Raw genomic sequence first — 25484 nt, forward strand, 5'->3', positions numbered from 1 at the left:
GTCCGTCGCTGGATGCTATTTCCGCACCATGATCACGATTGTTCTTCTTCTTGCGGCGCTCTTGCTTGTTTGCGCCGTCTACACGTTTTTTCAGGTCAGGCGGATAGAGACCACCATCAAGCCGGACGGATCGTTTGCATCGGTCGACGGCGCGCGCTTGCATTATCATTTTTATCCGGCAGCAGTCGAAAGGCCGGATCAGCCGGTTCTGGTTTTCCTCCACGGCGCCAGCGGCAACGCGTATGATCCGCGACTGGCTTTTCTGGAGACGCTCAAGGGCAAGTGCCCCTTGCTCTTTGTGGATCGCCCTGGTCTCGGATTTTCGGACGCAGATACGGGATCTTATGAGCGGCCTGAAGATCAGGCAAAAGTCCTGGCCCGTCTTCTGGAAAAACTTGAGATCGGCAATGCTGTCGTTGTGGGCCATTCCTACGGCGGCGCTGTTGCGGCAGCGCTTGGCCTCGCAGCGCCTGACCGGGTGACGGGGCTTGCGTTTCTGTCACCTGTCAGTCACGTGTGGCCAGGTGGTGTCAACTGGTACTACAACGTTGCCGCCCTGCCGGGAATTGGCAGCCTTTTCTGTTGGACGCTGACCCTGCCGGTCGGTTACCGACTTGCGCCAAATGCCATGGCGAACGTGTTTTTTCCCGATCCGGCAATACCGGACTATCCGGAAAAGACTAAACTTCCGCTGCTTTTCCGCCCGCATACGTTCCGGGCGAATGCACGGCAAATCGCATCGCTGAAGCCGGCCATCATCGAACAGTCCGAGCGCTATGGAGATCTCTGCCAGCCGGCACTGATCGTCACAGGAACGGAGGATCAGGTGGTCTGGCCTTCCATCCATTGTGAAGGGTTGTTACGAGACCTGCCTGACGCGGAACTTGTGATGCTCGACAGGGTGGGGCACATGCCTCATCTGACCCACACTGACATCGTTGTGCGGGCGCTGGAAGATCTCATGGCGAGAGTGGAAAGCCGGAATGAGACGGAGCTCGTAGGCTCTTTGGCGAACGCTGCAGCGGCGAATTGATGAGCGGCGGTGTCCGCCGCTCAATTCAAACGATTAGATCGTCAAATGCCACCCTGGCCGTCGTTGCCGACAAAGGCAATCCGCAACATATTGGTGGATCCCGGTGTTCCGAAAGGCACACCCGCCGTGACGATGACCCGCTGGCCGGGTTTTGCAAAGCCTTCCGAAAAAGAGATGCTGCACGCACGATCGACCATGTCTTCCTCGTTTGCCGCGTCCTCACTGACAACGCAGTGAAGGCCCCAACCGAGTGACAGGCGGCGCGCCGTTGCCAGCACGGGTGAAAGGACAATCACCGGCGAGGAAGGGCGTTCGCGAGAGGCTCGAAGGCCGGTTGCTCCGGACGTGGTGTAGCAGACAACGGCAGCCAGGTTGAGGGTTTCGGCGATCTGCCGGGCAGCCGCTGAAATCGCATCGGCACCGGTCGCTTCCGGTTCGGCCCTTTGGGCGTCGATGATGGTGCGGTAGTTGTTGTCCTGCTCGACCTGGTGCGCGATCTTGTCCATCGTCGACACCGCTTCGATCGGAAACTCGCCGGCTGCCGATTCCGCCGACAGCATGACCGCGTCGGCGCCTTCGAAGACCGCCGTCGCGACGTCGGAGACTTCGGCACGGGTCGGCACGGGAGAAGTGATCATGGACTCCAGCATCTGCGTTGCGATGACGACAGGCTTGCCTGCGCGCCTGCAGGCACGGGTGATGCGTTTTTGCAGTCCGGGGACCTGTTCCAACGGCATTTCAACACCGAGGTCACCGCGTGCGACCATGATTGCGTCGGACAATTCGATGATTTCGTCGAGGCGGCCTATTGCCTGTGGCTTTTCGATTTTCGCCAGAACGCCTGCACGGCCACGGGTGATCTTGCGCACTTCCGAAATGTCGTCCGGGCGCTGAACGAAAGACAGCGCGACCCAGTCGACATTCTGCTCAAGCGCGGCGATCAGGTCCTTGTGGTCCTTTTCCGTCATCGCACTGGTCGCGATTTCCGAATCCGGAACGCTGACCCCCTTGCGGTCGGACAGCTTGCCGCCGACGATAACTTCGGTCACCGCCTTGGTATTGCTGGCTTCCACGACCTTCAGCTGGATCTTGCCGTCATCCAGCAACAACCGATGACCCGGCTCAAGCGCGTGAAGAATTTCCGGATGCGGCAGATGAACCCGATTGACGTCGCCGTCCGAAGTGTCTGCATCAAGAATGAAGGTTGCTCCGTTCTCCAGCATGACCGGACCATCGGAGAATGTGCCCACACGTAGCTTCGGGCCCTGCAGATCGGCCAGAATGCCGATCGGTCGTCCAACTTTTTCCTCAACAGAACGGATTCGCTCAACGAGCAACTTCAAACGATCATGGTCCGCATGGCTCATATTGATGCGGAACACGTCCGCACCAGAGCGATACAGGTTTTCTATGATGTCTTGTTCTGAGGAAGAGGGTCCGAGAGTTGCTAGAATTTTCACTCGCCGGTTTCGCCTCATCGCCCACCTGTCCCTTGTTGCACGGGCTCGGTCAGCTGGACCGTCCAGCTACTCTGCTCACCCGTGTCGATTTCAAAAAAGCCTGTCCGCTCAAAGCCACGAGCCACACAGTCCTCAATTCCGCGAATGGTGAATTCTTTCTCCCGGGTGCACATGAAGGCCCGGCCACCCCATTCGCCGAATTGGTCGTAATCAACTGCGTAGATGTAATAGTATCGTGACACCAGCGATCCCGGTACCAGCGTTTCACAAGAATTCGAGGCCAGGTTCCACCAGCCCTCTGTGACCCAGTCGGTCTTGTCCTTATATCCGATGGCAACACCGACCTGACTGTCGGTCTTGTTGCAGAGCCGGAGGTCGGCTCTTGCCTCGTCGCTGGTCGCGGAGAAAAACAGCACGGCCAGGAAAACGGCGACAACAGCCTTCATGGGCGTGCCAATGCGCGCCCGAGACCATCCTTGGTGCCGTTCCCCAACCTCAAACATATGCAGTCATTCACTTTGCTGCTTTACTGACATTCGCTTTTTGCGTCGACAACAGGGTCTTGTCAACGTCGTTAACAGGATTAACTGCGGGCAATCACCCGAACGCGCTTCCCGAAACCGTCCCGATTATTCTGCCCGCAAGAACGATAAAGACACCTATGTGGCCAGAAATGGGGCGGGAACATGGCGGTTTATCCGCTGATAGATGTTAGCCGTCAATAAAGCGTATACAAATGCGGTTTCGCGACGCAAAAGGGCCCTGAATTCACAGAGTTTTCCAAAGTTAGGCCTGGTCTAGGTCCATGTCTCGAATCGACGCCTGGCAGCGGCTGCGATTTGTGTATTCGGGCTTGGTTCTTTGATCGGTTTGCCGTAAACCTGAGCGTCTGCGCGTTCGGCGCCCAAGGTCCTTCCACGAAGCATGACATGACACAGACAGCTGCCATGGCCGGTGAAATTTTCCAGCCGACCGAATATGTGAACGGCGATTTCAATTCCGGGATACTGCTTTTGTGCGACCACGCGCGAAACACCGTGCCAGGAGAGTACGGCGACCTGGGCGTTGCTCCTGAACAGTTCGAACGTCACATCGGCTACGACATCGGAGCCCGCGCCGTAACGCTGGAACTGGCGCGCCGGCTGAATGCACCTGCTTGCCTGTCGACCTTTTCAAGACTGTTGATCGATCCGAACCGGGGTGAGGACGATCCGACGCTGATCATGCGGCTTTCGGACGGTGCGGTGGTGCCGGGTAATGCCGGGGTCGACGCAAGCGAGCGCGCCTATCGTATCGCGCACTTCCACAGGCCCTATCACGATCTCATCGACGAAACACTGGACGCGATGATCGCCAAGGCGCTGCCGCCGGTGATGGTCTCGATCCACAGTTTCACGCCCGTCTGGCGCGGCGCGCCGCGTCCCTGGCATGCGACGGTTCTTTGGGACAGTGACCCGCGTGCGGTCGAACCGATGCTCCGCGACTTGAGAGCAGACGGCGATCTGGTTGTCGGCGACAACGAGCCATATGACGGGGCTCTCAAAAACGACACAATGTATCGGCACGCAACGCGTCGCGGCCTCGCCCACATCCTGCTGGAGTTGCGACAGGATCTGATCGCCGGCGAAAACGGACAATTGGAGTGGGCCGGTCGGCTTGTGCCAATCCTGCAAGCCATTGCAGCGTTGCCCGACTGCCGCAAAATCAAGTATTTCAAGTCGCGATGCGACAAGACCTGATTGTTGGACAATGACTCACAGGGGAGTTCCTGACGATGGATGATCAAACGAAACTCGAACTGGAAGCTGCGGTCTTCAGACGCCTTGTCGACCATTTGCGCGGCCGCACCGATGTCCAGAATATCGACATGATGAACCTGGCAGGCTTTTGCCGAAACTGCCTGTCCAACTGGTATCAGGACGCGGCGCAGGAAAAAGGCATGGACCTTGAAAAGGCGGATGCGCGTGAAATCGTGTACGGCATGCCCTACCAGGAATGGAAAGACAAGTATCAGACGGAGGCCACTGCAGAACAGCAGGCTGCCTTTGAAAAGAACAAGCCAGAGCATTGAGCCGCGGCCGTAGCGGGGCAGGCGCTTGACGATGACCGCCGAGTCTGGCACGGCACGAATTCTGGTTTTGACCGGGTGGGCAGTGATCGCCCGGGTCGATGAGTGACCGCTCAAGAAAAAGAAGCAAGGAGACCGAAATACATGTCCGATCCGGGTGGAGTAGCAGCCGATCAGCTGCGCGCCTTCGTCGAACGCATCGAGCGCTTGGAAGAAGAAAAAAAGGTGATTGCGGACGACATCAAGGACGTCTACGCAGAAGCCAAGGGCAACGGCTATGACGTGAAAATCATGCGCAAGATCGTGTCGCTTCGCAAGAAACAGCCCCACGAGCGCGAAGAGGAAGAAGCGGTTCTTGACCTCTACATGCACGCGCTTGGGATGGCCGGTCCGGCAGCGCCGGAGAGCTAAGCTTTCCCGTTTTGTTAGGCAAAGAAAAAGAGCGGCCGTCGAGCCGCTCTTTTTTTACGGTAAACCCGGTGCGCAGAGGTCAGCGCGCGTATCTTACGGGCAGAACGATTACGGCGGGTCCGTCGAAACGATCGGTTCTCAACGCGCCGTAGGGGGTTGCTTCAAAGCTTGATGCGACGAACCGATTGCCCGGCATCATCACGTTTTTCAGCTGACGCTGATTGGGATGGCTAAGCAAAGCGAAGGTCTGATGCCGCGTTGTACCGGCACCGGACAGCAATGCAGGTGCCGACTTGTCCGGCAGGCTTGCAAAGCCGGCCATGGGATCGATGATCTGCTCGCGCGGAATGCGGCCAGACAACGAGGGTTGTGTCCGCGCCGGGGCCGCAGGCTCCGCCGCGCTGGCCCGTGCAACCGTTTCCTGCTGCGGTGAAGACACCGACGGGCGCAAAGACCGGTTCAGCGTCGGAGGTGTTGCGGTCGCAGATGCGTAGGCGAGCGTGGTTCCGGGGCGGGGTGCCGGCGACGGCGAGGGGACTGGCGTTCCGGTCGCGGCGGCGATTGCCGCAACAGGATCGTCCGCAGGCGGTGTCGCAGGACCTTCGTTGTCAATTCCGAGTTCTGCAGCCGCAACCTTCGCGGCTTCGCTCAGGCCATTGTTCGGTTTTTGCGACGGCGCGGCTGCGACCTGGAACCGAGAATCAATCGCCTCGCTGGCTATTGGCGTTTCCCCGCTTTCAAGTGCGAAGCGCTGCGCATCCAGCGTGTTCGGCGCCGGCGGGTTTCCGACCGGCTGCGGCGGTGTCGGTCCATCGATAGCTGGTTTCACAGCCGGTCCGGCACTTGCCACCAGAATCGGTTCTTCGGCTGCCGGTTCCGGCTTGGTCTCGATAAACTTGGGCGACGGGACAGGCGGATTTTTCAAGACCGGGGACACCTTGGAAGCTGTCTCAGCCTGGGCCGTTCTGGTGCGTACCGCACCGGCACGGTTTTCCTGGTCCTTGTCCTTGTTGTTGCCACCGCCAAACAGACCGGCAAACAGGTTGCCGCCGCCAGAGGACCGCTCGCCCCCTGTCGAAGCGCGGATTGGTTCATCCGCTTCCCGGACGCTTTGTCCCCTCGTTGAGGCGGTCCGCGGCCGGTTATCCGAATCCCGGTTGGAGGCGACGATCGTCGGCCGCGACGAACGGCTCTTGCCGGACTTGGATTCGGCAAGGGCAAGCTGGTAGCCCTTCAACGGCTTGCCGTCTGAAGGAATGTGCAGTGTTTTGCCGTTCGGAAAGACCTTCGCAAGCTGCTTGCGGCTCATCTTTGGCCAATGGCGCACGCGCCCGGTGTCCATGTGGACGAAGGGTGACCCTGAGCGGGGATAGTATCCGACACCACCGACCTGCTTGCGCAGTCCGGTTGCCCTCAGTTTCGCAAGATTGACACCGGGGATGTAAAAATCCATCGCCTTGCCGAGCGTGTGCTGACTGTTCCTCGCAACGCCCGAAGAACGCTTGCGCAGCATGTTGTTGGTCGCCGGTGAGCGATAGCTTGAGACCACGTAGATGTAGTCCTTGCCGCGCACTTCCCGATAGACTTCCCAGATGAGGTCCAGAAGCTCGGGGTCGATCTTGGTGATTTCATTGCGCCGCCAATCCCGAAGGAAGCGATTGGCTTCGCGCAGGCCTTCCGGCAGATAGCGTCCGTTTTTCTTGAACGTGATCGAAACACGCTCTTTGGTATGCGTGTTGTAAAGCTTGAGCGTGCGGGTCTGCGCTTGTGTCGCCGTGATGGCGAATGCGGACACGATGGCAAACGCGCCAACAAACTTTGCAGCACGCTTTAGCCAACCGACGGCGCTGAAATCAACTAACCGGTTACGCAATCTCTATCTCGCCGTTTACTGATGGCTTTCGCCCATCCCATGCTCCCCAGCAGGAGACTTATCCTAACCGCGGTAAGTTAAGAAGTTTTTACCCTATTTTCGCTTGCGTGGTAATCGTGGCAGATATGCAACGCCACGCGCTCAATCGATAAAAACCCTGCTCCCGGGCTGGATAAGGGCAGAATGCGTCAAAAAATCGTCCATTTCGACAACATCGCCAGATTTCTGACGTTATTCAGGCTGCGGCATTTTTGTCATTGTCGTCCAGGCCGTATTCTTTCAGCTTGCGATAAAGTGTGGAGCGGCCAATTCCCAGCCGTTTGGCGACCTCCGTCATCCGGCCGGAATAGTGATTGATCGCTGCTCGAATCAGTTCTTCTTCAATGTCGGCCAGCTTGCGTACGTGACCTTCCCGGTCGAGGTTGCGCATGAACCCAAACGGTGCCGCCAGCTCAAAGCCGCTCTGTGGTGCGACAGGTGACGGTGCCGGTTGCGGTTCAGAGGGTGCAGCGAGAGCGGATGTCTCGGGCGGTGTGTCAGGCTGCAAAGCCGGTGCGGCGGGCACGGCCACAGCCGGTTGCTCAACAGCTGCCGCGATCTGGGGAAAGTCGTTTACGGTAAGCTGGGCACCGTCGCACAGCACGACAGCGCGGAACACTGCGTTCTCAAGCTGGCGGATATTGCCCGGCCAATGATAGTCCTGCAGCATTGCCAAGGTGTCGGTCGCGACGCCTGCGACATGAGGCTTGCCCTCTTCCGCAGCGAAGCGGGCGAGGAAGTGCCTGGTGAGCGCCGGAACGTCTTCCCGACGGTCGCGCAATGGCGGAATCCAGATCGGAAAGACATTGAGACGGTAGTAGAGGTCTTCCCGGAAGACACCCTCCTTGACCTGGTCGATCAGACGCCGGTTCGTGGCTGAGATCAGGCGAAAATCCACTTTGACCGGGCGGCGAGCGCCGATGGGGTCGATTTCGTTTTCCTGGATTGCGCGCAGCAGCTTGACCTGAACGTCCTGTGGCAGTTCGCCGACTTCATCCAGGAACAGGGTGCCGCCATGGGCTTCCTGAAACTTGCCGACATGCTTGTCCACAGCGCCCGTGAAGGCTCCCTTTTCATGTCCGAACAGGATGGATTCCACCAGGTTTTCTGCGATGGCCCCGCAATTGACCGCGATCAGCGGCTTGGATCTGCGGTCGCTTGAGCCCTGGATGGCGCTTGCGATCATTTCCTTTCCGACACCGCTTTCGCCCTCGATCAGGATCGGGATGTTGGATGCCGCGGCCCTCTTGCCGAGACTGATCACGCGCTCCATGGCTGCGGAATGCGTGATGATGTCGGCAAAGGTCAGAGTGCCGGAGGCCTGTTTGCGGAACCTCGTAATCTCGTCTTCGAGGGCGGAGGTTTTCAGCAAATTGCGGATGGAGACGTTCAGCCGCTCGGGAGCCACGGGTTTGACGACAAAGTCCTGTGCGCCCGCGTTCATAACGCTGACGACGGTGTCGATGCCACCATGGGCCGTCTGCACGATCACGGGAGTTGCGTTCTTGTCGCCGCGAAGGCGCTCAAGCACACCGAGCCCGTCCAATTCCGGCATGACCATGTCGAGAATGATCAGATCGATCTCGCTCGATTCCGGGCCACTCATGATCTGTACCGCTTCCACGCCGTTTTCCGCGGTTTTCGAACGATAGCCGAACTTTTTGACGGCCTCCTCCAGAAGCCGGCGCTGGATCGGATCGTCGTCAACGATGAGAATTTTTCCGCTTGTCGCTTGCATGGGCTGGTTCAGATCACTTCAATTTGTCTCGTTTCGAGCCATTGTGGTCGCAATCGGGTAAACAAATCGTCCAGACTCTCGTAAAAAAATTACGCTTTCCGAATTGCGTGCCAACAGCCGCCCGTCCTACTAATCTGGACAAAGACAGTTCGTTGCCCCGGCCAGGGGCGACCCCTCACCGGAGAAAAACATGCCTCTGCCGCGCCCTGTCCATGCAGCTCAGTCCGCAGCATCTTCCGACGTCGGAAACCTGCCCGAATGGGACCTGACCGATCTTTACCCGTCGATGGACTCACCCGACGTTGCACAGGACCTGAAAGAGAGCCTAGACCGCGCGACGACGTTCGAGGCCTCCTACAAGGGCCGTCTCTCCGAGATGGCCGAAAACAATGTGTCCGCGCTGGTGACGGCAATCCGGGCCTATGAGGATCTGGAAGACCTCATGGGTCGACTGATTTCATTTGCCGGCCTTGTCTATGCCGGAAACACGATCGATCCGGCGGCCCAGAAGTTTTATGGCGACATTCAGGAGCAGATCACGACCGCAAGCTCGCATCTGCTCTTCTTCACTTTGGAAATGAACACAGTTGATGATGCGGTCATGGACGCGGCGCTCAAGGACGCGCGGCTGGCTCATTATCAGCCGTGGATCGAGGACTTGCGAAAGGGCAAGCCCTACCAGCTCGAAGATCGGGTCGAGCAGTTGTTCCACGAAAAATCGGTCACGGGTGGAAATGCCTGGAACCGTCTTTTCGATGAAACAATGGCGTCGTTGACATTCGACGTAGAGGGAGAAAAACTGGCGATCGAGCCCGCGCTCAACCTGCTTGTGGATCCCTCGCCAGACAAGCGCCGTCAGGCTTTCACGGCGCTGAACGAGACATTTTCGGAGAACTTGAGAACCTTCGCGCTGATCACCAACACATTGGCGAAAGATAAGGAAATTTCGGATCGATGGCGGAATTTCAAGGATATCGCCGACAGCCGGCATCTGGCCAACCGGGTCGAGCGGGATGTGGTCGATGCGCTGGTTGCTGCTGTTCGTGACGCCTATCCGCGTCTGTCGCACCGCTATTACCAGCTAAAAGCCAAATGGCTTGGCGTGGAGCAGCTCAATAGCTGGGATCGAAATGCACCGCTGCCGGACGCCGACACGCGTGTCATTCCCTGGACAGAAGCCAAGGATACGGTTCTGTCTGCCTATGACGCGTTCTCACCCGACATGGCCGAGATTGCGGGCCGTTTCTTCGACAAGGGCTGGATCGACGCCCCGGCCCGTTCCGGCAAGGCGCCGGGCGCGTTTGCGCATCCGACGGTCCCCAGCGCGCACCCTTATGTTCTTGTGAACTACCAGGGCAAGATACGGGATGTGATGACGCTGGCCCACGAACTTGGCCACGGTGTGCATCAGGTGCTTGCCGGACACAACGGGCCCCTGATGGCGCCGACACCGCTGACGCTTGCCGAAACGGCCAGTGTTTTTGGCGAAATGCTGACCTTCAAGTCGCTGCTCGCGAAAGCGGATAACCCGCGCACGCGCAAGATCATGCTGGCGTCGAAAGCCGAAGACATGATCAACACGGTGGTGCGTCAGATCGCCTTTTATTCGTTCGAGAGAAAGGTGCACACGGAGCGGCGCAACGGAGAATTGACTGCGGACAAAATCGGTGAGCTTTGGATGTCCGTCCAGGGCGAGAGCCTGGGACCTGCGATCAAGTTGAACGAGGGGTATGAAACCTTCTGGACCTATATCCCGCACTTCATTCACTCGCCGTTTTACGTCTATGCCTATGCGTTTGGCGACTGCCTGGTGAACTCGCTCTTTGCGGTCTATGAAGACGCAGAAACGGGGTTCCAGGAAAAATACTTCGACCTCTTGAAGGCCGGGGGCACCAAGCACCACTCCGAACTGCTCGCCCCGTTCGGACTGAGCGCGTCGGATCCGGACTTCTGGAAGAAAGGCCTTGCGGTCATCGAACGCATCATCGACGAGCTCGAAGAGCTGGACAGCGCCTGAGCAGTTCCGTGCGGCTGACAAAGAAACGACCTGAATGACGCAAGCAGCCCCTCCGTTTCTGCATCGTCCGTATGATGGAACGAGCCAGCCGTTTACCGTTGGGCTCAGGCCCATCGGTGAGGAGATCTGGCTTGAGCCGGACACACTTCATGGCCGCCACCTGGAGGTAAAGGAAAGGCTGTTTGCCGACAGTCTCGATTCGGTTTTCAGAGCTGAAGACAACACGCAGGCGTCACAGCTCGAAGTTCTTGAACTCGTCGTGGAGCACTTGCGACGGCTCCACGGAAACACGCACGAATTCAAGACCGGCCGTGTGCGGCTCATTGAGACTGGGCGGGAAATCAGCCTGGAGGAACCTCCGCCGCTGCTGACCGCGTCAAGGCTCGTGCAGGAAGATCTGGTGATCATGCGTCCAGGTCCAGATGGCTACCGACTGGTTGCAGCGTCCCTCTGCTTTCCCTCGTCCTGGCGGCTTTCGGAAAAGTTCGGCTTGTCCATGACGGGCATCCACGAGGGCGTTCCCGGTTTCAATGGCGGGCGGATGGGTCAGGTCGTCGCGCGCCTTTTTGAAAACCTCAAGGCGGAACAGCTTCTGTGCCGTTTCAACTGGTCGATCTATCCTGACGAAAACCTGCACCACCCACTTCCTGAGCGTATTCCGTTCAAGGTGTCGGGGGAAACGTTTGCCAGGCTGTTCTTAAGAGTGGAACGACAGACACTGCGCCGGCTGCCGCAAAGCGGTGATATTCTGTTCACGATCAAAATCCACCACGACCCGCTCGAAGTGTTGTCTGCGCAGGAAGACAAATCGGAGATCGCCTCGGGGCTAAGGGCGCAGTTGCTGGAACTGGATGCAGATCAATTGCGCTACAAGGGTTTGGTCAAGGCCCGCGATGAGATTGCGGCTACCTTGGCCCGGATATGACCTTCATGCGGCACCTGGTTGATTGGTCCGACTGGATTTATTTGCCGTAGTTCATATCTGGAGACAGAGAGAAACCGATTTAGAACGGAGCCGCGCGCAAGATGCCGCAGTCCAAGGACAGGGAAAGCAACCGATTGAGTGCCCGCATGGGGCGTTATGCCAAAGTCGGCACGAATATGGGGGGAATCGCCGCCAAATTCGCCGGTGCGCGGTTCTTCGGCATGAACCTGGATAATGCGAAAAACGCGGCTGAGCTGGCGGAAGCACTCGGGGGGCTCAAGGGCCCCTTGATGAAAGTGGCGCAGCTCCTGTCGACGATCCCGGACGCCTTGCCACCCGAATACACCACCGAACTAGCGAAACTGCAGGCAAGCGCCCCGCCAATGGGCTGGGCGTTCGTCAAGCGCCGGATGCGGGCGGAACTCGGTGCGGACTGGCAAAGCCGATTTGCCGAATTTGGTCGGGAACCGGCTGCTGCCGCGTCGTTGGGCCAGGTGCACCGGGCGACCGCACAGGATGGGCGCGTACTGGCCTGCAAGCTGCAATACCCTGACATGGCATCGGCCGTTGAAGCCGATCTGAGCCAGCTTCAGATGCTGTTTTCCCTGCACAGGCGAATGAGTCCGGCCATCGATACGCGTGAGATTGCCAAGGAAATCAGTGCACGGGTTCGCGAGGAACTGGACTATGTGCGCGAGGCTGCTCACATCGCGATGTACCAGGAGATCCTGACGGATTACGAACAGATCCGGGTGCCGAGCGTCATGGCTGACCTGTCGACACGACGTTTGCTGACGATGGGCTGGCTTACCGGCAAACCTCTACTGGAGTTCAAGGAACACAGCCAGGAAGAGCGCAATCTTCTGGCGAAAACGATGTTTCATGCCTGGTGGCATCCTTTCAGCCACTTCGGCGTGATTCACGGTGATCCGCACCTTGGCAACTACACGGTTTTCGAACAGGAAGGGACGCCGGCAGGCATCAACCTGCTCGACTATGGCTGTATCCGCATATTCCCCGACGCTTTCGTCGAAGGCGTTGTCGAGCTTTACCGCGGTCTTCTGGAAGAGGACAACGACCGGGTCGTGTCAGCCTATGAGCGCTGGGGCTTCAAAGATCTGAAAAAGGAGATCATCGAGGTTCTCAATATCTGGGCAAGGTTCATCTACGGTCCGCTGCTGAGCGACCGCGTCAGGTCCATTGCTGACGGGGTTTCTGCCGCCGAGTACGGCCGCAAGGAAGCTTTCAAGGTACATTCGGCCCTCAAGCAGTTGGGGCCCGTGACGGTACCTCAGGAATTCGTCTTCATGGACCGGGCTGCCATTGGCCTCGGGGGCGTCTTTCTGCACCTGCGCGCGCAGCTGAATTTCTATCAGCTCTTCAACGAGCAGATCGAGGGTTTTGAAGCGGCCACGGTCCGGGACCGACAGGCGAGGGTGCTTCAATCGGCGGGTCTCGGAGGGGCCTCTCACGCGGCCTGAGTGCGGATCACAAGCCGGATTTTGACCGGTTCTGCAGCAAATTTCCCCGATCATGCCAAAAAGTCGCGTCCTTCGCGTCCATTTGTGCATCTGTCGTCATTGCCGAACCCGAAGTCTTTATTGTATGAAGTTTGCCAATTGTGAATTTCCCTTGGAGGACTTATGGCTGACGAAAACACGTCCGGGATGGACTACGAAGCGCACGAACGCACTTATGAGGGTTTTATCAACTTCTCCAAAGTCGGTACGGTCGCCGTCCTTAACATTGTTCTTTGCCTGATTCTCTTCGCCTTCGGCGGCACGACCGCAGTTGTCTTTGGTTGGCTGATGTTGATTGCAACCGTGGTCGCCTCTGCAATCGGTCTTGCCCTTGGAGACGCCGGCTGGATCCCGCCGACCGCCGTTTTCGTGCTCACCGGTGTCCTGGCGATCCTGCTGGTCTGACCCTTACCGGTTGATCGACTGAAAGCTCAATGAAGGCGTGGTCCTGTGCCACGCCTTTTGTTTTGACCCAGTGCGAAGCATGACAGCACCCGAGATCAGCACATTCGTCTACAAACCGCCGCAGCAACCGTATTTGTCGGTGCTCCACTGCGACGACGATCTGCTTGTGATCGACAAGCCAAGTGGCCTCTTGAGCGTTCCTGGAAAGGCCACGGAACATTCCGACTGTCTGGAAAGCCGGGCCCGTCATACCTATCCCGAGGCGCGGATCGTACACCGGCTCGACATGGATACGTCGGGAGTCATGGTGCTTGCCATGAATGCCGCCGCACACCGGCATCTGGGTTTGCAGTTCGAGCGCCGGAAAATCCGGAAAACCTATGTGGCTGATATCTGGGGGCATCCGGAAACCGACAACGGTGAGGTGGATCTTCCCCTGATTTGTGACTGGCCGAACAGGCCGAAGCAGATGGTGAGTTTTGAGCACGGGAAACCGGCCCTGACGCGCTGGGAGGTCCTGGAGCGCGGACTCAGGACAACGCGCGTACGCCTTTTTCCGCACACGGGACGCTCTCACCAATTGCGTGTTCATATGCTGTCCCTGGGGCATCCGATCATCGGTGACCGGTTTTACGCTGATGGTGAGGCGCTTGCCGCATCGTCGCGACTGGCGCTCCACGCCGAGAGCCTCGAGTTTCATCAGCCAACTGGTGGCGAACGGATAACGTTCCGCTCCAAGTGTCCGTTCTGACGGTTGTTCGGCAAAGTTATTGCAAATCTTTGGAAACCGAACGGTTTCCTCCAGCTTTGCGCATTTCATCCAAACAAGTTCATTCCGGCTAGTTCAGCCAGATTATTGAGCCCTGGCCCCGAGCGATTCCATTGTCTTCAGCCAGCGGTCAACCTGTGCGGCATCGGCGTGTTCGACCATGCCGAAGACCGTAGACCTGACCGGTTTGAAACCGACGAAGCCAAGGATGTTTCGCTTCAGGCTTTTCAGGCTGTGGGCGCCGTACCAGAATTTGTAGGCAAGGGCCGGCATGCCCGCCGTCAACACGACCCGTGCCGATTTGCCGAGCATCTTGCCTTTCGGCCAGCGGTCTTCCGGCGAACGCTCGAAAGCGGTGTCGTAATGAAGTAGCTGTTCCAGGAAGCCCTTTGTGTATGCCGGCAATGTGCCGAGCCAAAGCGGATAGATCAGAACAAGGTGATCCGCTTCAAGCAGGACGTCGCGCGCCGGTCCAAGGGCTTCGGGGCTGGGTTTTTTGGTGAAATCAGACGGTATGCGCAGGATTGGGAAGTCGATATCCGCAACGCGAATAAGGCTTACGCGGTGTCCGGCATGTTCAGCACCATTTGCGTAGGCCTGCGCAAGCGCGTGGCAGAGGTGACTGTCGTCCGGATCCGGATGACCATCCAGGATCAAAAGGGTTTTCATAGGGCCTTCCATCTGTGCTGAAACTGATGAAGGAAGGTCTCAATGATATCTTCAGGCGGTCTGTTTGCGTTGATCTGGATCAGCCGCGCCCGGCACGCGGTTCCCGCTTGCCGATAGTCGTCAGCCCTGACCGACGCGGCCAAGCCCTTCGCGCGCAAGCTTGTTCGAATTGTCGAGCGTCATCGCCCTTGTGTAATTGCGGCGGGCATCCTGCGGCTTTCCGAGCATCTCCAGGGCGAGGCCGCGGTTTGCCCAGGCAACGGACGAATCCCGGTCAAGATTGACCGCCATTGACAGATCCTCGAAGGCGGCAGTCGGGTCGTTGACGGCCAGATAGGAAATGCCGCGGGCGATATAGGGCGCGCTGGCTTTCGGATTGAGGCCGATCGCCGTTGCGAAGTCCTCGATCGCGAGGCTGTCCTGTTTCTGGGCCTGATAGATGAGACCGCGATTGTAGAACGCGCGCGCATCACTGCTGTCGCGGGTGATCACCGAATTGAAGTCGGCGAGAGCGGCGCCGTAGTTGCCCTGCTGGCGATAGATGTTGCCCCGTCCGACATAGGCAACGTCATAGTCTGGCTTGATGTTGATCGCGCGGGTGTAGTCGGAAACCGCGAGATCGTTCTGCCCCTGCCGACGGTAAACCAGTGCACGGTTCGCATATGTCTGGAAAGACTGCGGATTGAGCTGCAGCGCGGTGTTGAAATCTGCAATCGCCAGGTCAAGTTTACCTGCCTGTCCGTAGGCGATGCCGCGCGTGCTGTAGGCGGTCGCGTCGGATGGATTGGATTCAATGACAGCTGTCAAAGACGCGATGTTGGTCGACGAGCCGGCGGACTTATTGACCGGAACATCATCATAAACACCAGACGTGTTGCACGCAGCCAGCAGTGTCGCCAGGCTGAGCAGGGTCGCGTGTGGCAGAAACTTGCGCATGCGGCACATATGCTCTCTTACAGTCAAGCGATTGGACATGCCGTTCATCTGCCTCCAATAGGGCGGTAATGTGGCTGCGGTTTTTTAACTGGCTCAAGTCCAGAACAAACTTTGCAAAACGCCAAAAAGCCGACCGTTACTTCGGTCGGCCTTACGGCAAACATGCATTGAAAAGGCGGTTATGCCGCCGGGGCCACTCCAGCCGGATTAGCGGCGAGCGGATTTGCCCGGAACAAGACCTTCGCGCTGTGCCCGCTTGCGAGCCAGCTTGCGTGCGCGGCGGATGGCTTCAGCCTTCTCACGCGCCTTCTTCTCAGACGGCTTTTCAAAATGGCCGCGAAGTTTCATTTCCCGGAAGATGCCTTCGCGCTGCATCTTTTTCTTCAGCGCCTTGAGCGCCTGATCGACATTGTTGTCGCGAACCAATACCTGCACGCGTAATTTCCCGTTTTCTATGCTCTGCGGTCAAACCGCAGACAGATTTAGACGTTGATTAAAGCGAGGTCTCGCCAACGATCCACGGCGCTCCCGAAATCACGCAGTGAATGTCCGTTGCAGTCACCTGGCTGCAATGCTTTCACTTGTGTACAGGAACCTGATCGCCGCTGACGCGTCGCTCACATAAGCGGGGTAGATACCAGAACGAACCCTGCCTGTCCACAGTCATTCGCGAGAAATACGACCAAATCGGTCGCCGATTTCGGTCCACAGCAGAAGAAAGATGGACAGCGCACTCAATGGGCAGTAGAGCTGATTTTCCCACCGGAAGCCAGAGCCCTTTTGGACGATACGAACTCACTTTACGGACTCAATTCGGCTCTCATCCAAGGCGCGGAGCGCAGCGTGATGTGGGGTATGGAGCACGCTCCGCAACGCTGGAGATGAACTGAATTGGTCCACCGGAGGTCCGCTTTTCAGGGCCTCCAGACGTCGTTGCGCTCTACTTGCGGTCAGCAAGACCACCACGCGGATCGCGTCAAACCGGCGAACCCGAAAACGGGTCGAGTGGCGTCATATCGCTCAAAAGGGCTATTACTGCCTCGCTCAAGCAGGCACGTCTAACGCCCTCATTATTGGAGGAAACAATGGCGCGTCCTGCGTCAGGAGAGCCCGAAGCAGCCAAGGGCCAATCGTTGTGGCGAAGCGACATTGTCCCGACGCTGTCGCTGGGCATGCCTTTGGCCGGAGCGCAACTCGCACAGATCGCGATCAATGCGACGGACGTCGTTATGATCAGCCGGCTGGGTGCAACCGAACTTGCCGCCTCCGTGCTCGCCTTCAATTTCTACATGCTGTTGTGGTTCTTCGGCATGGGTATCCTGCAGGCGGCCATTCCGCTCGCAGCGCGTGCGCGCAGTCAGCGGAGGCCGCGCGACCTCAGGCGCGCCGTGCGCATGGGCTTCTGGGTTTCAGTGTATTTTTCGGTTCCGGTCTGGGTGGTGCTTTTCTTCACCGAGCACATTCTGCTTGCGCTAGACCAGGACCCCGAACTTGCAAGGCTTGCCGGCATCTACATGCGCGTTCTCCAGTGGACCATGCTGCCGGCTTTGCTGATCATGGCTGTTCGCGGGTTCCTGACCGTCATGGAACGCACCCAGGTGGTGCTTTGGGCAACAATTGCGGGCGCGGTCATCAACGCGATTGTCGACTACCTGCTGATCTTCGGCGAATTTGGTTTTCCCCGCCTGGAGCTGGTCGGTGCGGGCATTGCCTCTGTCTTCAGCGCCACGAGCACGTTTTTGTTCCTGCTCGCTTATGCGCTTTGGCATCCCAAGCTTCGGCGCTACAACATCCTGGGTCGCATCTGGCGCTCGGACTGGCCTGTTTTCTTTCAGATCCTGCGCATAGGAACGCCCATCGGACTGACGATTGTCGCCGAAGGGTCGCTGTTCACGGCATCAGCGATCATGATCGGCTGGCTCGGCGCCGTCCCGCTTGCCGCGCACGGGATTGCCCTTCAAATCGCTTCCATCACCTTCATGGTGCCCGTGGGACTGTCCATGGCCGCAATGACCCGGGTCAGCCTTGCAGCCGGTCGCGGCGACCGGCAGGGGGTCGGCAGGGCCGGCTGGAGCGCGCTTGGCGTCACGATGGTCTTCATGGGCTGCTTTGCCGTTCTGTTCTGGACGCTGCCCGAGACGCTCATTGGGCTCTATCTCGACTTCAACGATCCCGATTCGCAGGAGGTCCTTGCCTATGGCGTGTCGTTCCTCCTGGTTGCGGCCCTGTTCCAGCTTGCCGATGGCGGACAGATCATCGGCGTCAACAATCTGCGCGGTCTGGGCGACACGGCCATTCCGCTGCTCTACGCGCTGTTCGGCTATTGGGTTGTCGGCCTCAGCCTGTCCTATGGGCTCGGGTTCATTGCCGGTTGGGGCGGGGTCGGCGTCTGGTTCGGGCTGGCGGCCGGATTGGCATTTGTGGCGCTTCTGGCCAATACCCGATTTGCACGCAGGGAAAAGCTCCACCTCGTGAGGATATGATCTAGACGGTTTTTGCCGAAATGCGGTTGACGTGACCCATCTTGCGGCCTTCGCGAGTCTCCGCCTTGCCGTAAAGATGGAGCCGTGCATTCGGCTCTTTCAGCACCTCATCCCTGGTATCGGCTTCAAATCCGATCAGGTTCTCCATGATAACGTCGGAGTGCCGGTCCGCGGCGCCAAGCGGCCATCCCGCAACGGCACGAATGTGCTGGTCAAACTGCGAGGTCAGGCAAGCGTCCTGGGTCCAGTGTCCGGAATTGTGAACGCGTGGTGCGACCTCGTTGACGAGAAGCTTTTCCGTCGAGCCGTCGCGGACCAGGAACATTTCCACGCCCATGACGCCGACATAGTCCAGCCCGTTCACGATCTGCTCCGCCATCTTGCGGGCAGCCTCCAGCGTGTCTTCAGAAACGCCGGCCGGTACGGTCGAGGTCTTCAGAATGTGGTTTTCGTGGTGGTTGCGCGCAATGTCGTAACTCTTGCAGCTGCCGTTGAGATCCCGGGCGACGATCACGGAGACTTCGCAATCGAACGGGATCAGCGCTTCCAGAACGGCCGGAACGGCGCCGATCTTGTCAAAGGCGCCTGGAATGTCCGCTGCGCCACGAATCATAAGTTGGCCCTTGCCGTCGTAGCCGAACCGCCGTGTTTTCAGCACGCCTTCGCCGCCAAAAGTCGCGAGGGCATCCTCCAAGTCCTCTTGCGAGTTGATGTCCGCATAACCGGCAATCGCGACGCCGGCGCCCGACAGGAATTGTTTTTCGAACAGACGGTCCTGCGACACTTCGAGGGCGCGCACGCCGGGGCGCACCGGGACCCTGGCGTTCAGGTGTGCGGCCGTGTTGCCTGGCACATTCTCGAATTCGTAGGTCACAACCGAAACAGCATTTGCAAACAGGTTCAGCGCATCGACATCTTCATAGGGGGCAACGGTGAAGGTCGCGCTCACGTCAAAGGCCGGACTGCTCGGATCCGGGCAGAAGATATGGGTCTTCAAACCAAGGCTGGCTGCGGACTGTGCAAGCATCCGTCCAAGCTGGCCACCGCCGAGAATGCCGATCGTGTCGCCGGGGCTGAGCTTATTTGCAGATGTCATCGGTCTGTCCCGTGCCGGAGGGAATTACAGGTTTTCGCTGGTCGGGACTTCGGCAACAGCGGCCGTGCGTTCCGAGCGGTATGAGTCCAGGGCTGCCTCGATCACGGAATTGCTCAGTGCAAGGACAGCCGCGGCCAGCAGGGCAGCATTGGTCGCACCGGCTTTGCCGATTGCAAGGGTTCCGACGGGAATACCACCGGGCATCTGGACGATCGACAAAAGGCTGTCTTCGCCTGACAGCGTCCGGCTTTCGACCGGAACGCCAAACACGGGCAACGGCGTCAGTGATGCCGTCATGCCGGGAAGGTGGGCCGCGCCGCCGGCTCCTGCGATGATAACCTTGAAACCGTTGGCCTTGGCACTTTTCGCGAAATCGTACATGCGTTCCGGCGTGCGGTGCGCAGAGACGATGCGTGCCTCGTAGCTCACCCCGAGTTCGTCGAGCGTATCCGCCGCGTGCTTCATTGTCGGCCAGTCGGACTGGCTGCCCATGATGATTGCGACATCCGCGTTTGCCATTGTTTGCTCCACTAAACGGGGGGCTCAGAAAGGCGCGGAGTATAGGCAGCGCCGCGCGCATCGCAAGTCGGAAACGTGGGTTTCAGGAGAATTTCTGGAGGGCTGTCACTTTGGCGGCGACAAGCGGTGTTTCAAGCTCAGGCGATGATGTCTGGAAACAGCTGGTCTTCCAGTGCCGTAATGCGGTCCTTGATCATCAGCTTCTTTTTCTTCAGGCGCTGAAGTTGCAAAACGTCGTGGTTCGATGTTGCCGCAAGGGCCTCCACGGCAACGTCAAGATCACGGTGTTCCTGACGAAGCTGTGCCAGCTCCATTCGCAAAGCATCAGTATCCATTTGCGCCCTCGATTCCCCCGACTGCTTGAGTCATTTCGTAGTCCATTTCACTGCCGGCGGGCAAGATAGCATCTTTCGCAGGCTTGCGACCGGATTAAAGCGGCCATCCGGTGCGGGTCCCGCCAGATAAAATGCCAAAAACTTGAGCAGGCGGAAAACCTGTGAACTGGCAAAATTTCCGTCGTGATTTTTCTTGCGTTTTTAAGCGGTTATTAGAGCGCAATTCTTCAGGGTTTTCTAAGCATGATGGCACGAATGCATAATTTGACGGCGAAATGGATAAGATATGCGGATTCTGCAATCGACAAGGTCCGATTTCCTGTGGCACGATGGTAATGTTGAGCCAACAGACAGGAGGTTTATCCATGTCAATGCAGTCGCATCTCGAAGAACTTGAGCGCCGTCACGCGGAAATGAAACGCAAGATTGAAGACGCCCTGTTGCACCCGAGTACAGACTCCCTGGAATTGGCTGACATGAAACGACAAAAGCTCAAGATCAAGGACGAGATTGAGCGAATACGGCAAGAAAAGACCCTCCACTAGGGGTATTACCGAACGAGGATCGAAACGCCGCGCATCGCGCGGCGTTTTTGTTTTACGTCACAGGGTTTTGGCCTGCTCTCTCAAGGCGAATTTCTGGATCTTGCCGGTGGAGGTCTTGGGAAGCTCGCAGAAGACGACCGTCTTGGGGGCCTTGAAGTTGGCAAGATGCTCCCTGCAAAACCCGATCAGATCAGCCTCACTCACTTCAGAGCCCTCTTTGCGCTCAACAAAAGCACACGGCGTTTCACCCCATTTCTCGTCGGGCCGGGCAACGACTGCGGCAGCCTGCACGTCCGGATGTTTGTAAAGGACGTCCTCGACTTCGATCGATGAGATATTTTCCCCTCCGGAAATGATGATGTCCTTGGACCGGTCCTTGAGCTGGATATAGCCATCGGGATGCATCACGCCGAGATCGCCGGAGTGGAACCATCCGCCACCAAAGGCCTTCTGTGTCGCGTCTTCGTTTTTCAGGTAGCCTTTCATCACGACGTTGCCTCGGAACATCACTTCGCCGAGGGTTTCGCCGTCGGATGGTACGGGCGCAAGCGTTTCCGGATCGAGCACCTTGAGGTCTTCCAGCGCGACATAACGAACGCCCTGCCGGGCCTTTTTTTGAGCCTGCTGTTCAAGCGTCAATCCGTCCCATTCGGCTTTCCAGTCGTTGACGACGGCGGGACCGTACACCTCCGTCAGGCCGTAGAGATGGGTCACATTGAAACCGGCGGTTTTCATTGCGGCGAGGACGCTTTCGGGCGGCGGCGCGGCAGCGGTGAAGAATTCGACTTCTCGCTCGAGATCCCGCTTCTGGTCCGGGGCAGCGTTCAACAGCGTCGACATGATGATCGGCGCGCCGCACAGATGGGTCACGCCTTCATCGGCAATCAGGTCCCACATGGCCTGTGGACGGACCCAGCGCAGGCAGACATGGGTTCCGGCAACGACGGAGATCGACCAGGGAAAACACCAGCCGTTGCAGTGGAACATCGGCAAGGTCCAGAGATAGACCGGATGCTTGGCCATAGATGCCGTGATCACGTTGGCCTGGGCCAGCAGATAAGCACCGCGATGGTGGTAGACCACGCCCTTCGGATTGCCGGTCGTGCCTGAAGTGTAATTCAGCGTGATGGCGTCCCATTCGTCATCGGGCAGGGACCATTGAAACTCCGGGTCGCCGGTTTGCAGAAAGTCCTCGTAATCCAGATTGCCAAGCCGTTCTCCATCTTGCGGGAACTCGGGATCGGAATAATCAATCACCAGCGGTTTCACCGAGGCCATCGACAGGGCTTCCTTGACAACCGGAGCGTATTCGCGGTCGGTGATCAGCACCTTGCAGTCGGCATGATCGAGCTGGAACGCAATGATCGCCGCATCCAGGCGCGTGTTCATCGAATGCAGCACCGCCCTGGTCATCGGGACGCCGTAGTGGGCCTCTAGCATGGGCGGTACGTTGGAGAGCATCACACTGACCGTGTCGTTCTTGCCGATGCCACGGGATGCAAGCGCGGACGCCAGCTGTCGGGCACGGCGATAGAACGTCCGGTAATCGGTCCGCTGATTGCCGTGAACGATGGCGATCTTTTCGGGGAACACGTCTGCAGATCGTGCCAGGAAACTGAGCGGACTGAGGGCCGCGAAATTGGCTGTGGTCTTATCAAGTCCCTGTTCATAGGGGCTGATGCTCGCGTCCATTGCCGTTCTCCCAATTTATCGCTCTGTTTTGGCTATCAAATCCGGAAATTCCGGGCGGCGCAATCTTCTCCGGCAGATTGATAACACCGGCTGTTGTCAGGACAAAAGACCGGCCACGCCGTCATAGGTGAGCTTAAGGCCGATGATGGCCATGAAGACATAGATGAAGGCATAGAACGTTTCTGCCTTGACGTGGCGCACCAATTGAACGCCCACCAGCGTTGCGATGAACGCTATCGGAACGAGAATTGCGGACGTCGTCAGATTGGTCGTGTCGAACTGGCCGAGGAAAAAATAGGGAACCAGCTTGATGGCATTGCCCGTGGCGAAAAAGATCACGGCGGTCCCGGCATAAATCGCCTGAGGCATACGCAACGGCACGGTGTACATCTGGTAGGGAGGGCCGCCGGTGTGGCTGATGAAGCTGGTGAAACCGGCAATACCGCCCCAGAAATACCCCTTGGCCGCGTTGTGCTCGGCGGCCTGGGCCTGCTTGCGCCGTTTGAACACATAATCGGCGACGAAGGCGATGGAGATCAGGCCGACGAGCAGCCTGACGAAGTCGTCATCGACATAGGCGGCCGTCGCCCAGCCGATGCCGATACCGATGATGGCGGCGGGCAGCAGGATCGACAGACAGTGCCAGTCAGCGCGACCCTTGTAGGCAATGAGCGCGACGATATCCATCAGGACCAGGATCGGCAGCATGATCCCGGCTGCCTGGACAGGCGATATCACCAGCGTCAGGATCGGTACGGCGAGCATGCCCATCGTGCCGCCAAAGCCGCCCTTGGACAGGCCGACGACAATGACCGCAGGGATCGCGGCCGAATAAAACCAGGGATCGTTTATCGGGATCATATGGCGGAAAGATCGGTTGGATACATGGCAGGGACGCGGGAAACAAGCACGCCAGAGTGCTTACGTAAAGTCCCGACCGTCTAATTGCTTACGTTATGAGACTTGCATTTCCGCCTTCCCTTACAGCACTCTATCGCAAAATGCCGACGCGGCTTTTTGGGAGGATTTGACATGGCGAGCCGGTATCACGAGGTCTACCAGGATTGGAAGGACAACCCTCTCGGGTTTTGGAAAGCGGCGGCGTCCGAAATCGACTGGGTGTCCACGACCGACACGGTGTTCGATCCGGATCACGGTCAATATGGCCGCTGGTTTCCGGACTGGGAGTGCAACACCTGTTACAACTGCCTTGACCGCCACGTGGAACGCGGCCGCCCGGGGCAGCCGGCACTGATCTACGACAGCCCGATCACCGGCAAGACGGCGACCTACAGCTTTGCCGAGCTGCTGGCAGAAGTTGAAGCCATGGCGGCGGTTTTCAGCGATCAGGGCCTTGAGAAAGGCGACCGGGCGATCATCTACATGCCGATGATCCCGCAGGCGGTTATGGCAATGCTTGCCTGTGCGCGCCTTGGTGTCATCCACTCTGTCGTGTTCGGGGGGTTTGCGGCCAACGAACTCGCGACACGCATTGACGATGCCTCTCCCAAGGCGATCATCGCCGCGTCCTGCGGGATAGAGCCGGGCCGGGTCATTGCCTACAAGCCCCTCATCGATCAGGCGATCGAACTGTCCACGCACAAACCGGAAGCCTGTTTCGTCTTCCAGCGCGAGGAACAGGGCGCGGACATGATCGAGGGACGTGACCACGATCTCGGCAAACTTGCCGGAGATGCAAAGGCCGCCGGACGCAAGATTGCGCCGGTAACCGTCAAGGCGAATGATCCCCTCTACATCCTCTACACCTCTGGCACGACCGGTCAGCCGAAAGGCGTTGTCCGTGACAATGGCGGCCACATGGTGGCTCTCAAATGGACCATGTCGAACCTTTACGATGTCCAGCCCGGCGAAGTCTTCTGGGCTGCGTCGGATGTCGGTTGGGTGGTGGGCCATTCCTACATCTGCTACGCGCCGCTTCTTCACGGCTGCACGACGATCGTGTTCGAGGGCAAGCCCGTTGGAACACCGGATGCCGGCGTGTTCTGGCGCGTGATTTCCGATCACAACGTGGTATCGCTTTTCACCGCGCCCACAGCGTTCCGGGCAATCCGCAAGGAAGACCCGAATGGCGAATTGATCAAGAAATACGATCTGTCGCAGTACCGGTCGCTGTTTCTTGCCGGCGAACGCGCAGACCCAGAAACGGTGAACTGGGCCATTGATCAACTTCAGGTGCCGGTGATCGACCATTGGTGGCAGACGGAGACCGGCTGGTGCATCGTTGGCAACCCGCTCGGCCTTGGCCAGCTGCCGGTCAAACCGGGCTCTCCGACCGTGCCGATGCCCGGTTACGACGTTCAGGTTCTGGACGACGCCGGTCACCCGCTGGGAGCAAACACGCTCGGCAACATCGTGGTGAAGCTGCCGCTGCCGCCGGGTGTTCTGCCAACACTTTGGAACGCGGACAAGCGGTTCTTCGATTCCTATCTCGCCGAGTTTCCCGGCTACTACAAGACAGCCGATGCGGGCATCATCGATGATGACGGGTACCTGTCGATCATGGCGCGGACCGACGACATCATCAACGTGGCCGGACACAGGTTGTCGACCGGCGGCATGGAAGAGGTTCTTGCGACCCACCCGGACGTTGCCGAGTGTGCCGTCATCGGCATTGCCGACAAGCTGAAGGGCCAGTTGCCCTGCGGTTTCGTGGTGCTGAAGTCGGGCGTGGAGAGATCGCACGAAGACATCGAAAAAGAGCTGGTGAAGCTGGTTCGCGAAAAAATCGGACCTGTGGCGGCTTTCAAGATCGCTATTACCGTCGACCGCTTGCCCAAAACCCGCTCGGGCAAGATCCTTCGCGGGACCATGCGGCAGATCGCGGACGGCGAAAGCTACAAAATGCCGGCGACGATCGACGATCCCGCGATTTTGGATGAGATCACCGACGCCTTGAAATCTCACGGGATTTCAGCCTAGCGGCAGCAGCT

At 58.4% G+C, this 25484-nt stretch carries 24 protein-coding genes; 12 read left to right on the forward strand and 12 right to left on the reverse strand.

Going from position 1 to position 25484, the window contains the following annotated elements:
• The first annotated feature begins 28 nt into the window (after positions 1-28).
• The gene (locus RBB47_RS15720; protein ID WP_305986787.1) at positions 29-1033 is read left to right on the forward strand and encodes an alpha/beta fold hydrolase; all 1005 of its coding nucleotides are present in this window, start codon (positions 29-31) and stop codon (positions 1031-1033) included.
• 41 nt (positions 1034-1074) lie between these two features.
• Here RBB47_RS15720 and pyk read toward each other — a convergent pair whose 3' ends face one another.
• Positions 1075-2511 (reverse strand): pyruvate kinase, encoded by a 1437-nt coding sequence (gene pyk / locus RBB47_RS15725; protein WP_305986789.1) that lies wholly within the window; start codon positions 2509-2511, stop codon positions 1075-1077.
• The gene (locus RBB47_RS15730; protein ID WP_305986790.1) at positions 2508-2939 is read right to left on the reverse strand and encodes a DUF1036 domain-containing protein; all 432 of its coding nucleotides are present in this window, start codon (positions 2937-2939) and stop codon (positions 2508-2510) included. The genes pyk and RBB47_RS15730 overlap by 4 nt, the downstream gene beginning before the upstream one ends.
• Positions 2940-3422: 483 nt before the next feature.
• On the opposite strand from RBB47_RS15730, the gene RBB47_RS15735 reads away from it, so the two are divergent.
• The 3 genes from RBB47_RS15735 (at position 3423) to RBB47_RS15745 (ending at position 4972) form a co-directional block, all read left to right on the forward strand.
• Positions 3423-4232: an N-formylglutamate amidohydrolase gene (locus RBB47_RS15735; RefSeq protein WP_305986791.1), complete on the forward strand. Its 810-nt coding sequence runs from the start codon at positions 3423-3425 to the stop codon at positions 4230-4232.
• 35 nt (positions 4233-4267) lie between these two features.
• Positions 4268-4564 (forward strand): DUF1244 domain-containing protein, encoded by a 297-nt coding sequence (locus RBB47_RS15740; RefSeq protein WP_305986793.1) that lies wholly within the window; start codon positions 4268-4270, stop codon positions 4562-4564.
• 141 nt (positions 4565-4705) lie between these two features.
• A complete protein-coding gene (locus RBB47_RS15745) occupies positions 4706-4972 on the forward strand; it encodes a DUF2312 domain-containing protein (protein WP_305986794.1) in 267 nt (88 codons plus the stop codon).
• A gap of 79 nt (positions 4973-5051) precedes the next feature.
• Here RBB47_RS15745 and RBB47_RS15750 read toward each other — a convergent pair whose 3' ends face one another.
• Positions 5052-6845, reverse strand: coding sequence for a DUF882 domain-containing protein (locus RBB47_RS15750; RefSeq protein WP_305986796.1), 1794 nt, complete (start codon positions 6843-6845; stop codon positions 5052-5054).
• 235 nt (positions 6846-7080) lie between these two features.
• Entirely contained in the window at positions 7081-8622 is a 1542-nt protein-coding gene (locus tag RBB47_RS15755; protein WP_305986798.1) for a sigma-54 dependent transcriptional regulator, read from the reverse strand.
• Between the two features lie 190 nt (positions 8623-8812).
• On the opposite strand from RBB47_RS15755, the gene RBB47_RS15760 reads away from it, so the two are divergent.
• From RBB47_RS15760 to RBB47_RS15780, 5 genes are all read left to right on the forward strand, one after another.
• Positions 8813-10639 (forward strand): M3 family oligoendopeptidase, encoded by a 1827-nt coding sequence (locus tag RBB47_RS15760; RefSeq protein ID WP_305986799.1) that lies wholly within the window; start codon positions 8813-8815, stop codon positions 10637-10639.
• Between the two features lie 34 nt (positions 10640-10673).
• Positions 10674-11564 carry a DUF3445 domain-containing protein gene (locus tag RBB47_RS15765; protein WP_305986800.1) on the forward strand — a complete coding sequence of 297 codons (891 nt, stop codon included), beginning with the start codon at positions 10674-10676 and terminating at the stop codon, positions 11562-11564.
• Between the two features lie 101 nt (positions 11565-11665).
• On the forward strand, positions 11666-13045 hold the full coding sequence (locus RBB47_RS15770) for an AarF/ABC1/UbiB kinase family protein (RefSeq protein WP_305986801.1): 1380 nt from the start codon (positions 11666-11668) through the stop codon (positions 13043-13045).
• A gap of 162 nt (positions 13046-13207) precedes the next feature.
• On the forward strand, positions 13208-13489 hold the full coding sequence (locus RBB47_RS15775; protein ID WP_305986803.1) for an aa3-type cytochrome c oxidase subunit IV: 282 nt from the start codon (positions 13208-13210) through the stop codon (positions 13487-13489).
• Positions 13490-13568: 79 nt separating this feature from the next.
• Positions 13569-14240 (forward strand): RluA family pseudouridine synthase, encoded by a 672-nt coding sequence (locus RBB47_RS15780; protein WP_305986804.1) that lies wholly within the window; start codon positions 13569-13571, stop codon positions 14238-14240.
• A gap of 102 nt (positions 14241-14342) precedes the next feature.
• On the opposite strand, the gene RBB47_RS15785 is transcribed toward RBB47_RS15780, so the two are convergent.
• The 3 genes from RBB47_RS15785 to rpsU form a co-directional block, all read right to left on the reverse strand.
• A complete protein-coding gene (locus RBB47_RS15785) occupies positions 14343-14927 on the reverse strand; it encodes an NAD(P)H-dependent oxidoreductase (protein WP_305986805.1) in 585 nt (194 codons plus the stop codon).
• Positions 14928-15047: 120 nt separating this feature from the next.
• Positions 15048-15902: a tetratricopeptide repeat protein gene (locus tag RBB47_RS15790; RefSeq protein WP_305986806.1), complete on the reverse strand. Its 855-nt coding sequence runs from the start codon at positions 15900-15902 to the stop codon at positions 15048-15050.
• A 168-nt stretch (positions 15903-16070) separates the two neighbouring features.
• On the reverse strand, positions 16071-16298 hold the full coding sequence (rpsU, locus tag RBB47_RS15795) for a 30S ribosomal protein S21 (protein ID WP_207142267.1): 228 nt from the start codon (positions 16296-16298) through the stop codon (positions 16071-16073).
• 650 nt (positions 16299-16948) lie between these two features.
• Between rpsU and RBB47_RS15800 the strand changes: the two genes are divergently transcribed.
• Complete coding sequence (locus RBB47_RS15800; protein ID WP_305986807.1) at positions 16949-18346, forward strand: MATE family efflux transporter; 1398 nt, start codon at positions 16949-16951, stop codon at positions 18344-18346.
• A 1-nt stretch (position 18347) separates the two neighbouring features.
• On the opposite strand, the gene RBB47_RS15805 is transcribed toward RBB47_RS15800, so the two are convergent.
• The 3 genes from RBB47_RS15805 to RBB47_RS15815 form a co-directional block, all read right to left on the reverse strand.
• Positions 18348-19442, reverse strand: a complete 1095-nt coding sequence (locus RBB47_RS15805) for a 5-(carboxyamino)imidazole ribonucleotide synthase (RefSeq protein ID WP_305986808.1) — start codon at positions 19440-19442, stop codon at positions 18348-18350.
• Between the two features lie 24 nt (positions 19443-19466).
• Positions 19467-19961, reverse strand: coding sequence for a 5-(carboxyamino)imidazole ribonucleotide mutase (purE, locus tag RBB47_RS15810; protein ID WP_305986809.1), 495 nt, complete (start codon positions 19959-19961; stop codon positions 19467-19469).
• Positions 19962-20098: 137 nt separating this feature from the next.
• Entirely contained in the window at positions 20099-20296 is a 198-nt protein-coding gene (locus tag RBB47_RS15815) for a YdcH family protein (protein WP_305986810.1), read from the reverse strand.
• A gap of 365 nt (positions 20297-20661) precedes the next feature.
• Between RBB47_RS15815 and RBB47_RS15820 the strand changes: the two genes are divergently transcribed.
• Entirely contained in the window at positions 20662-20841 is a 180-nt protein-coding gene (locus tag RBB47_RS15820; protein ID WP_305986811.1) for a YdcH family protein, read from the forward strand.
• A gap of 57 nt (positions 20842-20898) precedes the next feature.
• Here the strand turns inward: RBB47_RS15820 and RBB47_RS15825 are convergent, their stop codons facing one another.
• Both RBB47_RS15825 and RBB47_RS15830 read right to left on the reverse strand, forming a co-directional pair.
• Entirely contained in the window at positions 20899-22533 is a 1635-nt protein-coding gene (locus RBB47_RS15825; protein ID WP_305986812.1) for an acyl-CoA synthetase, read from the reverse strand.
• 96 nt (positions 22534-22629) lie between these two features.
• A complete protein-coding gene (locus tag RBB47_RS15830) occupies positions 22630-23394 on the reverse strand; it encodes a sulfite exporter TauE/SafE family protein (protein WP_305986813.1) in 765 nt (254 codons plus the stop codon).
• Between the two features lie 171 nt (positions 23395-23565).
• On the opposite strand from RBB47_RS15830, the gene RBB47_RS15835 reads away from it, so the two are divergent.
• Positions 23566-25473 (forward strand): propionyl-CoA synthetase, encoded by a 1908-nt coding sequence (locus RBB47_RS15835; RefSeq protein WP_305986815.1) that lies wholly within the window; start codon positions 23566-23568, stop codon positions 25471-25473.
• The last annotated feature ends 11 nt before the right edge of the window (positions 25474-25484 follow it).

This window comes from Roseibium sp. MMSF_3544 (genome assembly GCF_030732845.1).
Lineage (GTDB): Bacteria > Pseudomonadota > Alphaproteobacteria > Rhizobiales > Stappiaceae > Roseibium.

What these genes read in the sequence shown, in the direction of transcription:
- RBB47_RS15815 (WP_305986810.1), bottom strand. Translation starts at nt 20,296, where the DNA reads ATGGATACTGATGCTTTGCGAATGGAGCTGGCACAGCTTCGTCAGGAA.
- RBB47_RS15835 (WP_305986815.1), top strand. Translation starts at nt 23,566, where the DNA reads ATGGCGAGCCGGTATCACGAGGTCTACCAGGATTGGAAGGACAACCCT.
- RBB47_RS15830 (WP_305986813.1), bottom strand. Translation starts at nt 23,394, where the DNA reads ATGATCCCGATAAACGATCCCTGGTTTTATTCGGCCGCGATCCCTGCG.
- RBB47_RS15745 (WP_305986794.1), top strand. Translation starts at nt 4,706, where the DNA reads ATGTCCGATCCGGGTGGAGTAGCAGCCGATCAGCTGCGCGCCTTCGTC.
- RBB47_RS15825 (WP_305986812.1), bottom strand. Translation starts at nt 22,533, where the DNA reads ATGGACGCGAGCATCAGCCCCTATGAACAGGGACTTGATAAGACCACA.
- RBB47_RS15800 (WP_305986807.1), top strand. Translation starts at nt 16,949, where the DNA reads ATGGCGCGTCCTGCGTCAGGAGAGCCCGAAGCAGCCAAGGGCCAATCG.
- RBB47_RS15765 (WP_305986800.1), top strand. Translation starts at nt 10,674, where the DNA reads ATGACGCAAGCAGCCCCTCCGTTTCTGCATCGTCCGTATGATGGAACG.
- RBB47_RS15820 (WP_305986811.1), top strand. Translation starts at nt 20,662, where the DNA reads ATGTCAATGCAGTCGCATCTCGAAGAACTTGAGCGCCGTCACGCGGAA.
- purE (WP_305986809.1), bottom strand. Translation starts at nt 19,961, where the DNA reads ATGGCAAACGCGGATGTCGCAATCATCATGGGCAGCCAGTCCGACTGG.
- RBB47_RS15735 (WP_305986791.1), top strand. Translation starts at nt 3,423, where the DNA reads ATGACACAGACAGCTGCCATGGCCGGTGAAATTTTCCAGCCGACCGAA.
- RBB47_RS15730 (WP_305986790.1), bottom strand. Translation starts at nt 2,939, where the DNA reads ATGAAGGCTGTTGTCGCCGTTTTCCTGGCCGTGCTGTTTTTCTCCGCG.
- pyk (WP_305986789.1), bottom strand. Translation starts at nt 2,511, where the DNA reads ATGAGGCGAAACCGGCGAGTGAAAATTCTAGCAACTCTCGGACCCTCT.
- RBB47_RS15740 (WP_305986793.1), top strand. Translation starts at nt 4,268, where the DNA reads ATGGATGATCAAACGAAACTCGAACTGGAAGCTGCGGTCTTCAGACGC.
- RBB47_RS15780 (WP_305986804.1), top strand. Translation starts at nt 13,569, where the DNA reads ATGACAGCACCCGAGATCAGCACATTCGTCTACAAACCGCCGCAGCAA.
- RBB47_RS15785 (WP_305986805.1), bottom strand. Translation starts at nt 14,927, where the DNA reads ATGAAAACCCTTTTGATCCTGGATGGTCATCCGGATCCGGACGACAGT.
- RBB47_RS15720 (WP_305986787.1), top strand. Translation starts at nt 29, where the DNA reads ATGATCACGATTGTTCTTCTTCTTGCGGCGCTCTTGCTTGTTTGCGCC.
- RBB47_RS15760 (WP_305986799.1), top strand. Translation starts at nt 8,813, where the DNA reads ATGCCTCTGCCGCGCCCTGTCCATGCAGCTCAGTCCGCAGCATCTTCC.
- RBB47_RS15805 (WP_305986808.1), bottom strand. Translation starts at nt 19,442, where the DNA reads ATGACATCTGCAAATAAGCTCAGCCCCGGCGACACGATCGGCATTCTC.
- RBB47_RS15790 (WP_305986806.1), bottom strand. Translation starts at nt 15,902, where the DNA reads ATGTCCAATCGCTTGACTGTAAGAGAGCATATGTGCCGCATGCGCAAG.
- RBB47_RS15755 (WP_305986798.1), bottom strand. Translation starts at nt 8,622, where the DNA reads ATGCAAGCGACAAGCGGAAAAATTCTCATCGTTGACGACGATCCGATC.
- RBB47_RS15770 (WP_305986801.1), top strand. Translation starts at nt 11,666, where the DNA reads ATGCCGCAGTCCAAGGACAGGGAAAGCAACCGATTGAGTGCCCGCATG.
- RBB47_RS15775 (WP_305986803.1), top strand. Translation starts at nt 13,208, where the DNA reads ATGGCTGACGAAAACACGTCCGGGATGGACTACGAAGCGCACGAACGC.